The 13,365-nt window shown below is 44.3% G+C and carries 12 protein-coding genes; all 12 read left to right on the plus strand.

The genetic code is table 11. The features are described from left to right. Positions 1-33 precede the first annotated feature (33 nt). The 12 genes from NQ503_RS01360 (at position 34) to NQ503_RS01415 (ending at position 12,645) form a co-directional block, all read left to right on the plus strand. Positions 34-576, plus strand: a complete 543-nt coding sequence (locus tag NQ503_RS01360; protein ID WP_044925851.1) for a VanZ family protein — start codon at positions 34-36, stop codon at positions 574-576. A gap of 87 nt (positions 577-663) precedes the next feature. After that, on the plus strand, positions 664-3,117 hold the full coding sequence (locus tag NQ503_RS01365) for a methyltransferase domain-containing protein (RefSeq protein ID WP_259893035.1): 2,454 nt from the start codon (positions 664-666) through the stop codon (positions 3,115-3,117). Position 3,118: 1 nt separating this feature from the next. After that, entirely contained in the window at positions 3,119-4,027 is a 909-nt protein-coding gene (locus tag NQ503_RS01370; protein WP_005422017.1) for a LysR family transcriptional regulator, read from the plus strand. A gap of 157 nt (positions 4,028-4,184) precedes the next feature. After that, positions 4,185-5,129, plus strand: a complete 945-nt coding sequence (nikB, locus tag NQ503_RS01375; protein WP_005422015.1) for a nickel ABC transporter permease — start codon at positions 4,185-4,187, stop codon at positions 5,127-5,129. Then, the gene (gene nikC, locus NQ503_RS01380) at positions 5,126-6,001 is read left to right on the plus strand and encodes a nickel transporter permease (RefSeq protein ID WP_005422014.1); all 876 of its coding nucleotides are present in this window, start codon (positions 5,126-5,128) and stop codon (positions 5,999-6,001) included. The genes nikB and nikC overlap by 4 nt, the downstream gene beginning before the upstream one ends. Positions 6,002-6,027: 26 nt before the next feature. Further along, positions 6,028-7,563, plus strand: a complete 1,536-nt coding sequence (locus tag NQ503_RS01385; protein ID WP_005422012.1) for an ABC transporter substrate-binding protein — start codon at positions 6,028-6,030, stop codon at positions 7,561-7,563. A gap of 23 nt (positions 7,564-7,586) precedes the next feature. Further along, entirely contained in the window at positions 7,587-8,387 is an 801-nt protein-coding gene (locus tag NQ503_RS01390) for an ABC transporter ATP-binding protein (RefSeq protein ID WP_005422010.1), read from the plus strand. A gap of 1 nt (position 8,388) precedes the next feature. Further along, positions 8,389-9,147 (plus strand): ABC transporter ATP-binding protein, encoded by a 759-nt coding sequence (locus NQ503_RS01395; protein ID WP_005422008.1) that lies wholly within the window; start codon positions 8,389-8,391, stop codon positions 9,145-9,147. Positions 9,148-9,194: 47 nt separating this feature from the next. Beyond that, entirely contained in the window at positions 9,195-9,767 is a 573-nt protein-coding gene (locus NQ503_RS01400) for a DJ-1/PfpI family protein (protein ID WP_005422007.1), read from the plus strand. A gap of 344 nt (positions 9,768-10,111) precedes the next feature. Then, positions 10,112-11,116, plus strand: coding sequence for a cobalt transporter CbiM (cbiM, locus tag NQ503_RS01405; protein WP_044924742.1), 1,005 nt, complete (start codon positions 10,112-10,114; stop codon positions 11,114-11,116). A 6-nt stretch (positions 11,117-11,122) separates the two neighbouring features. After that, complete coding sequence (locus NQ503_RS01410) at positions 11,123-11,947, plus strand: energy-coupling factor transporter transmembrane component T family protein (protein WP_005422002.1); 825 nt, start codon at positions 11,123-11,125, stop codon at positions 11,945-11,947. Between the two features lie 29 nt (positions 11,948-11,976). Continuing rightward, entirely contained in the window at positions 11,977-12,645 is a 669-nt protein-coding gene (locus NQ503_RS01415) for an energy-coupling factor ABC transporter ATP-binding protein (protein ID WP_005422001.1), read from the plus strand. Positions 12,646-13,365 lie beyond the last annotated feature (720 nt).

Here is a 13,365-nt window from a genome sequence, read left to right on the forward strand (position 1 = left end):
CCACTTGGAATATTTTATGTGAAGGAGCAGTAGATGGACATCTATCAGATCTTGACGGAATACAATAATCCGTGGTCAAGCCGGGAAATCTTTTGTTTCTCGTGTATTATGGTGATCGCGGTTATTATGATGATTTATTTATTACGTAAGGAAAAAATGAATAAGCTCCAGGCAGCTGCGATTTTGGCAGAACTGGTCTTCCTTGGGATTGTGTTTGGTTCTACAGTATTTACAAGGATGGGTTCGGTCCGGCAGTGTGAACTGATTCCATTCTGGTCATGGAGTGCCATACTCAGGTACCATGATATGGAATTGCTGAAGGAGAATCTGCTGAATTGTATTTTGCTTTTACCGGCGGGAGCGTTGCTGCCGCTGATCATGAACCGGAAGGTGAAATGGCAGGAGGCGCTAGTATTTGGCGTGCTGATATCAGCCACAATAGAAACGAGCCAACTGATCACAATGCGTGGATTGTTCGAATGGGATGACATGATTCACAATGGATTGGGGTGCATGGTTGGTGCGGTTCTTGTGAATTGGATGATTGGATTTTTTGGAAAAAAGGACGAAAGATAAACTTTCCCCTATCCCCCCCACAGGGTTGTGGCGGGGACTTTTTTTTTATATACTAAAAGAATACTATTTTAGGCGGAGAAAATAATTATGAGTGATCTGAAAAATGAAATTCATGACTACTGGACGAATCGTGCCAGGGGTTATTCAGAATATAATCAGCAGGAAATGGCAGATGCGAGACGGACGATGTGGCGAGACAAGCTTTTAAGCCTGCTGGGGGAGGCGTTCCCGGAACGTGAACCAGGGGAAATAAAAATCCTTGATGTAGGAACGGGCCCTGGATTTTTTGCGATCCTTCTTGCGGAGGCCGGCTATCAGGTGACGGCGGTCGACTATACAGAAGAAATGCTGAGGGAAGCACAGCAGAATGCCGGTGGATTAGCGGAGTGTATAGTGTGGAAAACAGGCGATGCGCAGGCTCTTGATGTGGAAAGCAACAGCTTTGATGCTATCGTGACGCGAAACGTGACCTGGAATCTGCCAAGACCGGATCTGGCATATAAAGAATGGCTTCGTGTGCTGAAACCGGGCGGAGTTCTTTATAATTTTGATGCGGACTGGTATGGGCATTTATATAATGAAGAAAAGCGCAGTGGTTACGAGAAGGACCGTCAGCAGACGGAAGAGCAGAATGTAGAGGATTACTACAGTGGCACGGACATCGAGAAGATGGAAGAGATCGCGCGCCAGGTTCCGCTGAGCCGCTTAGAGCGTCCGAAATGGGATCTGGAAACGATGCGAAAGACAGGATTTCTGGATGTTTCCTGTGATGAAAATGTCTGGAAAGAGGTCTGGACGGAGGAAGAGATCATCAACAACAGTTCTTCTCCGATCTTCCTTTTAAGTGGACGCAAAAGAGAAGCTTTTCATCTGAAAAACATCACGGTTGAGCCGGGTGAAAAGTGGAATGGCGAGCTGGAACTGGCTAATGGTGAACTGCGTTTTCCGACAACAGTACTTCACGGACATGGAACGGGTAAGACGATGCTGATCACTGCAGGTGTGCATGCCGGAGAGTATGTTGGTATCCAGGCGGCGATCGAGCTTTCACAAAAGCTTAAGATTGAGAAGGTCACTGGTACGATCATTATCGTGAAGGTGCTGAACCGTCCGGCTTTTGAGGCGCGTAATGGAAGTATGGGGCTGGCGGATGCAAAGAACCTGAACCGTGAATTTCCGGGAAACCAGGATGGTACGGAGATGGAGCGTCTGGCATGGGCGGTTTCGCAGGAGCTGCAGCCGGTGGCTGATCTTTATATTGATCTGCACAGTGGAGATGATTATGAGAAGCTGACTCCGTATGTGTATTATGCGGGAGCTGCACCGGAGGATGTGGTTAAGGTTTCTCGTGAGATGGCGGAGCAGGTGGATGTGCCATATATGGTAAAGTCCAACGTGGCTTCGGGTGGTTCGTATAATTATGCGGCTTCGCAGGGAATCCCGAGTATCCTGATCGAGCGTGGCGGCATGGGCGACTGGAATTATGAGGAGGTCCGTTCGACTCGAAGAGACGTCCGGAATATTCTGTGTCACATGGGAATCTATCAGGGATTGAAGGATTTTCGTACGTATTATCCGCTCGAGGTAGCGGATGTGCGCTATCAGGATGCGGAAGAAAACGGGCTCTGGTATCCGTTTAAAAAGGTTGGTGACATGATCCAGGAGGGCGATATCCTGGGTGAAGTCCGTGACTATGAAGGCAAGGTTAAGGAAGTCAGTGAGGCGGAGTTTGACGGGGTGATCCTGTATCAGACGGGCACGCTGCAGGTGGTTGGAAATGGTCCGATGGTGACTTATGGACGTATTGTAAGCCGCTATGATGAGCGCAAAGAGCGTATCGTTAACTACTGGGAAAAACGCAGCGACAGCTTTCTGGAACAGAGGCGTGCGGAGCTTCACAGTGCGATGGCGGACCGCTGGATGAAGGAGATTCAGGCACAGCTTCCTGATGATAATAAAAAGCTTCGCATCCTGGACGTTGGATGTGGAGCAGGATTTTTTACGATTCTTCTGGCAAAGGCTGGCCATCAGGTGACAGGTATCGATCTGACACCGGATATGATCAAAAATGCCCGTATTCTGGCACAGGAAGAAGGGGCAGACTGTGAATTTACAGTCATGGATGCCGAAAATCCGGAGTTTCCGGATGATACATTTGATGTTATCATCTCCAGAAATCTTACCTGGACACTGCCGCATGTACGTCACGCTTATCAGGAGTGGCTCCGTGTACTTAGGAAAGGCGGTGTTCTGCTGAATTTTGATGCAAATTATGGAATTACAGATTTTTCCAATGTAGAAGACCTTCCGGAAAATCATGCCCACAATATGCTTGGAAACGAGATGATGCGTGAGTGTGAGGAAATCAAACGGCAGCTTCCGATCAGTTCTTACAGTCGTCCGGCATGGGATCTGGAGACGCTGGGAGCGATGAGTCTGAAGGAGTTCCATGTGGATCTGGGCATCAGCAGCAGGATCTATCTTGAGAAAGATGAGTTCTATAATCCGACACCACTGTTTATGCTGAGGACGGTAAAATAGTATGGATTTAAAACAATTACAGTATTTTGTGGTATGTGCGCAGACGGGTTCTTTCAGTGATGCAGCGAAGGTTCTTTATTCTACGCAGCCGAGTGTGAGCAAGGTTGTCAAGGCGTTGGAGGATGCTCTTGGAATGCAGCTTTTTGAGCGGCTTCCGAGAGGAATACGCCTCACAGTGCAGGGACAGAAAGTTTATCAGTATGCAAGCAGAATCACAAACGAGATCAGCGTTTTGGAGAATATGGCGTCGCACGGAATGACAAAATGGATCCGTGTTTCGCTGAACCCGAGCTCCTGGTTTGCGAATCAGTTTGTGGATTTTTATAACGAAACTTATGAGAAAAATTATCATTTTCAGCTGACTACTGCAGGTGTCCGGAGCGTTATGGATCGTGTCAGGGACTACGTGGATGACATTGGTTTTGTTTATATCCTGAGCCAGCAGAAGGAGAATTTTTTGCATGAAATATCCCGGAATAAGCTGCAGTTTGTTCCGATGTATGAGACGGATGTGGTGTTCTATCCGGGAAAAGAGACGGAGCTTTATGACTCTGGTAAGAGCAAAGTTGAGCTGAAAGATCTGGATGGAGTCCGGTTTATTCAGAATTATCAGGATGAATTTTTTGACATTGGTTCTGTGCATGAAGAGTCTTTTCAGTGGAAGGATATCGACATTTCCGTGCTGACCAACAGTGATTATATTATGGAAAAGATGCTGAAAAACAGCAGGGTTTCCAACGTGAGTGGAAGTTATCTTTCTGAGAATAAAACGGGTACAACACCTGGAATTCCATTGAATATGGGGGACAGCAAGGTGCTCTTCGGTTATATTGTTCATAAAGGGGAAAAAATTGACGAAAGTGTACAGGAACTGATCGATTTTTTGGTGGCACGACTACATAAAAGTTAAAACAGACTTATTCCATAATGCACGAGAGATATTCTTTTTTAGAATAGCGCATAACCCTCCCCGGGGGTTGTGTGCTTTTTTTTGATTTGTTAGACTTTATTTAACGAATTAATGTGCGGATATTTGATCTGTTTCAGACAGACATAAAGGAGTACTCATGATTAAATATATTATTAAAAGGCTTCTTCAGTTGATTCCGATCTTAGTCGGGATCACTTTTTTGTCTTTTGCCATGATGCGTCTGGCAGGCGGCGATGCTGTCACGTATATGTATGAGAATGCAGGTTCGGCAGTTTCTCAGGAAGTGATTGACGAGACAAGAAAAGAATATGGTCTCGACCAGCCGTTTCTTGTTCAGTATGCAAAGTGGTTTGCGGGAATGGCAACTGGAGATATGGGAAAGAGTTACGTATCCAGGAGGGATGTCTATGAAACTTTCATAGAGAAACTTCCGGCGACGATCATGCTCACAATATCTTCTGTACTGCTTACAATGCTGATCGCAATTCCACTCGGCATTCTTTCAGCGGTACAGCATAATAAATGGAGCGATTACCTGATACGTTTCTTAAGTTTTATTGGAAATTCCATGCCAAATTTTTTTGTAGCACTGGTGTTGATGTATTTTCTTTCTATTAAACTGGGATGGTTTCCGGTTATTACAACAGAGAATAAATTACAGAGTCTGGTGCTTCCGACGCTGACGCTCGCAATCTCCATGGCATCCAAATATACCAGACAGGTGAGGGCAACGATCCTTGAAGAACTGAATAAGGACTATGTGGCCGGAGCAAAGGCAAGAGGTGTGAGAGGAAGTGTAATTATATGGAAGAATGTTATGAAATCTTCCATGCTCACGATCATTACCCTGCTGGCTTTATCAATAGGAAGCCTTTTGGGTGGAACCACGATTGTTGAAACAATTTTTATGTGGGATGGCGTTGGTAAAATGGCAGTAGATGCGATCACCATGCGAGACTATCCGATCATTCAGGCATATGTGGCATGGATGGCGATTATTTATGTGGTTGTAAATCTGATCACGGATATCATTTATCATTACCTGGATCCTCGAGTAAGATTAGGAGGTGACGGAGCATGAGATGTATAAATAACACAGATAAAAATGTTACTGTCCGAAAGCAGAAAATCCGCAAAAATCATGTCAGAGAAAAACTGATCTTTTTTACAATACTGGCACTGATCCTGCTTCTTGCAGCAGCTTTTGCCCGGAAACTCTGTCCATATGATCCGGATGTACAGGATCTTCTGATGGCACAGAAGCCACCCAGTGCAGAACATATACTGGGAACCGACCGTTATGGAAGAGATATGTTTTCGCGTGTACTGGTGGGAAGTACGACCAGTATTTATGCAACTCTGCTTCTTGTAGCAATCATTACTGTGCTTGGAACTGTGATTGGTATCATCTGCGGATGGTGCGGGGGAATCCTTGATACAGTGCTGATGCGTATATCCGATCTTTTTCTTGCATTCCCAAGTCTTGTTTTTGCTCTTGCAGTAGCAGGTGTACTCGGTGGTGGTATTCAGAATGCAATCATAGCTCTGGCGGTGATCGGCTGGCCAAAGTTTGCCAGACTTGCCCGGGGACTGACTCTTGCACAAAAAGATTCGCCGTATCTGATGGCAGTGAGACTGTCAGGAAGCATTACACCCAAGATTATGTTCAAACATATCTTACCGAATATTGTAGGTCCGATACTGGTCACATCTGTACTTGATATTGGAACTATGATGATGGAACTTGCAGGGCTTTCCTTCCTTGGACTTGGTGTACAGCCTCCGATGGCAGAGTGGGGAAGCATGATCAATGATGGAAGAAGTATGCTTCAGATATCACCATGGATGGTGCTTGCACCGGGACTTGCCATATTTATAACCGTTATGATATTTAATCTCCTTGGAGATACACTGAGAGATTTTATGGATCCAAAAGAAAGAGCAAAGAGATAAGCATATAAAGAAAGGAAACAACTATTATGAAGAAGAAATTAATTGCAGCGATTCTTACAGGAGCAATGCTGGTGGCAGGAATGTCCACAGGTGTATGGGCAGAGAGTGAAAAGTCATTCGTGTATGGAACAACCGGATACAGCGAGGAGATGGGAGATGCCGGATTAAATCCACATGATAATTATTCCGGATGGAGTGCACTTCGTTATGGCGTTGGTGAAACCCTTTTCAAATACAATGACAACATGGAAGTAGAGCCGTGGCTGGCAACAGATTATGAATTTGTGGATGATACAACCGTAAAGATCACACTTCGTGACGGGGTAAAATTCTCCAGTGGACGCACTATGGATGCAGAGGCTGTCAAGGAATGTCTGGAAGATCTGATTGCAGTTCATGACCGTGCACCTTATGATCTGAAGATCGATCATATCGATGCAGACGGACTGACACTTACCATCTATACTACAGAACCATGCCCGGCAATCATCAATTATCTTGGCGATCCATATGGTGCGATCATTGATATGGAATATGGAATTCAGGGTGAGAGCGGCTCTGCAAATGTAGCTGGAACAGGTCCATATGTTGCGACAAATGTAACTCCTACCCAGATCGATCTGGTCAAAAATAAAGACTACTGGGGCGGCGATGTAAAGGTTGATAATATCACAGTAAAATCCTTTGCAGACGGAAGTGCGCTGACTGCAGCACTGCAGACAGGGGACATCCAGGGTACATATGGACTGCAGTATGATAACTATCCGTTGTTTGAAAATAATCCGGATTATACCATCAATTCCTGCGCGACCAGTCGCTGTTTCTTTGGACAGTTTAATATGGAATCAGAGCTTATGCAGGATCAGAATATCCGCAAGGCTGTTGAGATGGGAATCGATAAAGAAGGCTTCTGTTCTGTGATCATGCAGGGGCGTGGAGTGCCGGCCAAGGCAGCATTCCCGAGCAGCTTTTCTTATGGAAATGATGCAGTAGAAACTGTTTCCTATGATCCGGACGGAGCCAAGAAGCTTCTTGAAGAATCTGGATGGACAGACACTGACGGTGATGGATATGTAGACAAGGACGGACAGAAGCTCAGTATCAACTGGCTGACTTATCCGACCCGTCTGGAACAGCCGAAGCTTGCTGAGTATGCACAGGCTACGCTGAAAGATATCGGAATTGATGTAGTTGTAAACAATACATCTGACCACATGACAATTGCAAAGAGTGGAGATTTTGATGTATATGTAAGCTCAACAACTACAGCACCGACCGGTGATCCGGAATACTTCTTTACCAGTACAGTTACAGGTGCCAAAAACTATGGAAAATATCAGAATGAAGAAGTAACAAAGCTGACAGACCAGCTTCATCAGACTTTCGACAAAGATGAAAGAGCAAAGCTTGCAGTAGAACTCCAGCAGGATATCCTGGATGATGATGCATTCTTTTTCGTATCACATTTGAACATGGGAATCGTGACAAAATCAAATGTTACAGGAATGGCAGCACATCCATGCGATTACTATGAGATCACTGCTGACCTGGATGTAGAATAAAATTTCTGAGGAGAAAATAAATTATGAATTCTTTGCTTCGTGTAGAGCATGTGACAATTTCTTATAATGGAAAACCAATGGTAGAGGATGTCAGCTTTGAAGTAAAGCAGGGCGAGATCCTTGGAATCGTGGGTGAGTCCGGAAGCGGCAAAAGTACGATCATAAAAGCAATCATGGGACTTCTGGGAGAAGAAGGTCTGGTTACAAGAGGCGATATCTGGTACAAAGGTGAAAATCTTACAGACATGAGCGAAAAAAAACTTCGTAAGCTTCTGGGAACAGAGATCGGAATGGTATTTCAGGACTGTAAAGCCGCATTATGTCCTGTACGGACGATTGGAGCACAGATATACGAAGCAGTGTCTGAACATGAGAAAATCAGCAAAAAGGAAGCACGGAAACGTGCAGGAGAGATTATGAAAAAAATCGGTCTGGATGACAGTGACCGTGTGCTGGACAGCTACCCGTTTGAACTTTCGGGTGGAATGAACCAAAGAGTGGGAATCTGTACGGCCATGATCCTGCATCCGAACCTGCTTCTTGCAGATGAGCCTACCAGTGCGCTGGATGTGACCGTGCAGAAGCAGGTGGCAGAAGAACTTCTGTTTATGCGCAAAACATACAATACCGCGATGATTCTTGTAACTCATAATATCGGTGTTGTAAGGATGATGGCAGACAGAATACTGGTGCTTCAGAACGGACAGGCAAGGGAGTATGGAGAAACTGAGGCTGTTCTGGATCATCCGAAAGATCCGTATACAAAGAAACTGATGAGTTCGGTGCTTCATCTGAAGCGGGCAGAGAATCAGGAGGTGCGTTGAAATGACAGACATTATCCTGAAAGCTGAGCATCTCAAAAAAGTATTTATATCAGGAAAAAAGTCCATGACTGCAGTGGATGATGTCAGCTTTGAACTGCAGCGAGGTGAATGCCTGGGAATCGTAGGCGAATCCGGCAGTGGCAAAAGTACGATCGCAAAAATGATCACACATCTTGAACCAGTTACAGGAGGTCAGATTTTCCTCGATGAAAAAAACATCACAAATGCAAAAGGCAAAGAACTGCGTGATATCTACCAGGACATGCAGATGGTTTTTCAGATGCCGATGGAATCGTTTGACCCGCGACGTACGCTGGGTGATGGAATTGGGGAAAGTCTCCGGAATATGGGGATAAGCCGCAGGGAAACTCGTGAAAGAGTGGAAAATCTTCTGGAAAAGTGCGGGTTGGAAAAGGAATTTGCTGACCGTTATCCTCATCAGGTCAGCGGAGGTCAGTGCCAGAGAGCTGCGATTGCCAGGGCTCTTGCAGTAGATCCGGAAATCCTGATTTGTGACGAAGCAACCAGTGCACTGGATGTAACCGTGCAGAAACAGATACTGGAACTTCTGATTGAACTGAAAGAGAAGGAAAATCTGTCATTTCTGCTGATCTGTCATGATCTTGCACTGGTACAGGCACTTTGTGACAAAGTTCTGGTTCTTTATCATGGAAAGACAGTAGAATACGGAAGTCCGGATGAGATCATTGATCATCCGAAAATGGATTATACGAAGAGACTGATTGAGTCGGTTTTATAGGGCAATTACTATAATAAGTAGCAAATAATAGTTGGAGGGCAGGAACTATGGTAGTCAATGTTTTTCTGTTTGATGATTTTGAAGTGATGGATGCGTTTGGTCCGGTGGAGATTTTTGGGCGTGTACCGGAGCATTTCTATGTGCGTTTTATTTCTCTGCGCGGGGGTCTGATCACAGGAAAACAGGAAATGAAAATTTGGACAGAACCGCTGAATCCGGTGGAGATTGAGGATATTTTCCTGATCCCGGGCGGAACGGGAGTTAAGAGCTTTCTTCATATGGAGGGAGAAAATGGCCAGCAGCTGCTGAAACAGGCGGTGGAGGAGGCATCTTTTTGCATGATGGTTCAGAATGCCTCTGCGCTGTTGGCAAGGACGGGGCTTTTGTTCCACAGACAGGTGGCCGATTATGCGTATGATGAAAACTGGAAGAGGATGTTTACGGTTGGAATTGATTACATAGACGGTGAGAAATGGATTTCTGATGGAAAATATTATTCCTGTAGTACGACGGTGGCTGCAATGGATATGACGCTTGCTCTGATCAGTGATAATCTGGATGTTTCTATTGCAGAAAAGATTGCAGAAGAGATTGGATATTCCTGGGACAGCAGTTTCTGAGCGGAGTGTGTGAGAGATTATAAAAAAAAGTACTTCCCGCGGATTTGGAAGTACTTTTTTTATGGGTTGAATTGAATGTGCATCAATATGTGGAGGTCATGCACTTTATTTGGGAGATAACACAATTCTTTGTGTTGTTTATATTTTAACAAAACAGGGGGTAAAAACAAGCCTCCCGGGGGGATTATTACCTATGAAAAAAAGAACGTTATTTATGCTGTATATGAATATATAGATATCCCCCCGGGGTGGTTGTCGATACTTTAACACAGTGATAGAATACAGTTAATTACGAGGTGCGCGCCGAATAAAATAAAGTTTTCACAGGGAAAGGAAGTATATCTATGCATATACCTGAGAACTATTTAAGTCCGTCAACATGTGCGGTAATGACGGCAGCCATGCTTCCGGCATGGGGATATTCGATCAATAAGATCAGAACGGAGATACCTAAGGCAAAGATGCCGTTACTGGGAATTGGTGCAGCATTTTCGTTTCTTGGAATGATGTTTAATGTACCGCTTCCGGGAGGTACGACAGGACATGCGGTAGGCGGAACTCTTATCGCAATTCTTACCGGCAGTCCGGCGGCCGGGTGCATATCGGTATCCATTGCGTTGCTGATCCAGGCACTGCTTTTTGGAGACGGTGGAATTCTTGCATTTGGAGCAAACTGTTTCAACATGGCTTTTGTACTGCCGTATCTGGGATTTTTCCTGTATCAGTTACTTCTGAAAAAGACAGGCAAGCGTAAACTCAGTGCAGCGATCGGTGCATATATAGGAATCAATGCAGCGGCATTCTGTGCAGCTGTTGAATTTGGTATCCAGCCATTGCTGTTTAAAAATGCAGCAGGTCAGGCGCTGTATTGTCCATATCCGTTAAGTGTGTCCATACCGGCAATGATGGTCGGACACATTACGTTATTTGGCCTGGCAGAGATTGTATTAACAGTAGTTGTATTGACTTTTGTAGAAAAAGTTTCACCTGCAGCACTGAACAATGTTCCGGATAAATCTTCGTTCAAACCACTGTACATATTAATTGGAGTACTTATCGTTCTGACACCGATCGGACTTCTCGCAACAGGTACTGCCTGGGGAGAATGGGGTGTGGATGAGATGGCGACACTTGTCAGTGGCGGCGCTCAGCTGGGATATACTCCGTCTGGTATGGAGAGTGGATTTGAGCTTTCAACACTGTTCCCGGATTATTCGATGGCAGGTATGCCGGAATGGACAGGATATATTCTGTCGGCAGTTGTTGGAGTAGCTCTTCTGGTAATTTTCTTCAAAATTATTTCTTCTCTTATGAAGGATAAAGTTGATTTTAAAAAGAAAGCAGCATAATTAATAATGAACGATTACAGAACAGAAAAAACAGAAATTCCTGAATGGATGTGCCAGCAGGAAGAATATACTCCGTCGAAGGATAAAGAAGCATTTTTGACTAAGAGCACAAAGTCTGTTTTGTCTGTACTTGGAAAGCTAAGATTTCATGAAGGGAAGGATGGCAGATTTTCTGCTACTCCTTCTCTTAAATTATTTTATACGCTAATATATATTATACTGACAGCATCTGCGAGAAATTATTTATTTGTATTGATCATGTGTGCAGCAGTAACTGTCAGACTGGCACTTTTTCCGGCAGCAGCAATACGGCAGGTTTTAAGTGAAACAGCAGGTGCAGTAATGATTTCTGTGTTTCTTCTTTTGCCGGCAGTTTTTATGGGGAATCCTCAGACACTGGCGAATATTACAGCCAGGGTGTATGTATCGGTAACTTTGGTTGGAATATTGTCGGCTGGGACATCCTGGAATAAACTTACAGCCAGTATGCGAACTTTCCGGATTCCGTCACTGTTTATTTTTACACTGGATATTACGCTGAAATATATTTCTGTTCTTGGAGAAATCTGCGTGGATATTCTGACATCTGTCGGGCTCAGATCGGTGGGAAAAAACCCGGACAAGGCAAAATCTTTTTCCGGAGTACTTGGAATCACATTCCTGAAATCCAGTGAGATGGCAGAAGAAATGTATGCGTCTATGTGCTGCAGGGGATTCACAGGAGAATATCAGATGAGCAAGAAGTACAGACTTTGTTTGCAGGATGTTTTGGGTATTCTGATGATGGTGTGTGGTATTTGCCTGTTTTTATATTTGAATGTAAATATGTAGTCCGAGATTTTTAAAGAAAGGGAAGAAGCATGATCACACTTGAAAAAGTATGTTTTGCATATGAACATGAAGTTGCACTTCGATATGTGAATCTTCATATCGAAAAGGGAGAGTCACTGGTAATTCAGGGACCGAATGGATGCGGCAAATCAACGCTTATCAAATTATTGAACGGGATTATTTTTCCATCAGAAGGGCATTATTTATATAAAGGCCATGAGATTACAGAAAAAGCGCTGAAAGACAGGCAGTTTGCAAAGTGGTTTCACCAGCAGATGGGATATGTTTTTCAGAACGCGGATACACAGCTGTTTTGCGGAAGCGTGGAAGAGGAAGTTGCGTTTGGACCGATTCAGATGGGGCTTTCGGAGGCAGAAGTCAGGGAGAGAACAGAGGATTGTCTTCGTCTGTTTGGAATTGAAAAGCTTAGAGAAAGACCACCGTATCATCTGAGCGGAGGTGAGAAGCGAAAGGTTTCTCTTGCATGTATTCTTTCCCTGAATCCGGAGGTGTTGATCCTGGATGAGCCGCTTGCCGGTCTGGATGAGAAGACGCAGGATATGCTTCTGGATTTTCTTAAAAACTTTCATAATGCAGGAAAAACGCTGATCACGATCACACACAATCGCCAGCTTGCGGAAAATCTGGGAACGCGTTTTGCAGTTATGAATGAAGAGCATGAATTGAAAGTATTATAACTGTTCAGAAGGTAGTAATATTATAAAAAAAGGTACTTCCCGCGGATTTGGAAGTACTTTTTTTATGGGTTGAATTGAATGTGCATCAATATGTGGAGGTCATGCACTTTATTTGGGAGATAACATAGTTGTTTGTGTTGTCTTTATTTTAACAAAATGGAGGGGGAAAACAAGCCTCCTGGGGGGATAATCCTGCCTGTAAGCATCCCCAGACACAGTCGTAGGGGAGGTGTGGCGCAGAAGATAATCTGCAAATGAGAAAAATTGTGAATGCGGTCACTGGTTCGGAGGGGAAGATAATCTGCAAATGAGAAAAATTGCGAATGCGGTCACAAATATAGAGCAGAGATAATCTACAAATGGGAAAAATTGTGAATGCGGTCACAAGTATAGCGCGGAGATAATCTACAAATGGGAAAAATTGCAAATGCGGTCACAAGTATAGAGCAGGAGATAATCTACAAATGAGAAAAAAAGGAAATGTGGTCACAAGTATAGCGCAGGGGTAATCTGCAAATGGGAAAAATTGCAAATGCAGTCCCCAGGACAGCTGTAGAAGGAAGGTACAGAGGGAAGCGTAATTCGACTCTGACAAAAACATATAAAAGACACCTGTTGACAATCATGGCTGGTATGGGTATGTTTAACATAATATATAGCAAGAATTCTCCTTCCTCTACAGGTGGGAGATGAATTGTAAAAAATAAAAAAGAACATTTG

The sequence above is a fragment of the Blautia obeum ATCC 29174 genome, assembly GCF_025147765.1.
GTDB lineage: Bacteria > Bacillota > Clostridia > Lachnospirales > Lachnospiraceae > Blautia_A > Blautia_A obeum.

Excerpts from the sequence above, each read along its gene's own strand:
- NQ503_RS01360 (WP_044925851.1), top strand. The coding sequence starts at position 34 with ATGGACATCTATCAGATCTTGACGGAATACAATAATCCGTGGTCAAGC.
- NQ503_RS01395 (WP_005422008.1), top strand. The coding sequence starts at position 8,389 with ATGACAGACATTATCCTGAAAGCTGAGCATCTCAAAAAAGTATTTATA.
- nikB (WP_005422015.1), top strand. The coding sequence starts at position 4,185 with ATGATTAAATATATTATTAAAAGGCTTCTTCAGTTGATTCCGATCTTA.
- NQ503_RS01370 (WP_005422017.1), top strand. The coding sequence starts at position 3,119 with ATGGATTTAAAACAATTACAGTATTTTGTGGTATGTGCGCAGACGGGT.
- nikC (WP_005422014.1), top strand. The coding sequence starts at position 5,126 with ATGAGATGTATAAATAACACAGATAAAAATGTTACTGTCCGAAAGCAG.
- NQ503_RS01415 (WP_005422001.1), top strand. The coding sequence starts at position 11,977 with ATGATCACACTTGAAAAAGTATGTTTTGCATATGAACATGAAGTTGCA.
- NQ503_RS01365 (WP_259893035.1), top strand. The coding sequence starts at position 664 with ATGAGTGATCTGAAAAATGAAATTCATGACTACTGGACGAATCGTGCC.
- NQ503_RS01400 (WP_005422007.1), top strand. The coding sequence starts at position 9,195 with ATGGTAGTCAATGTTTTTCTGTTTGATGATTTTGAAGTGATGGATGCG.
- NQ503_RS01410 (WP_005422002.1), top strand. The coding sequence starts at position 11,123 with ATGAACGATTACAGAACAGAAAAAACAGAAATTCCTGAATGGATGTGC.
- NQ503_RS01390 (WP_005422010.1), top strand. The coding sequence starts at position 7,587 with ATGAATTCTTTGCTTCGTGTAGAGCATGTGACAATTTCTTATAATGGA.
- cbiM (WP_044924742.1), top strand. The coding sequence starts at position 10,112 with ATGCATATACCTGAGAACTATTTAAGTCCGTCAACATGTGCGGTAATG.
- NQ503_RS01385 (WP_005422012.1), top strand. The coding sequence starts at position 6,028 with ATGAAGAAGAAATTAATTGCAGCGATTCTTACAGGAGCAATGCTGGTG.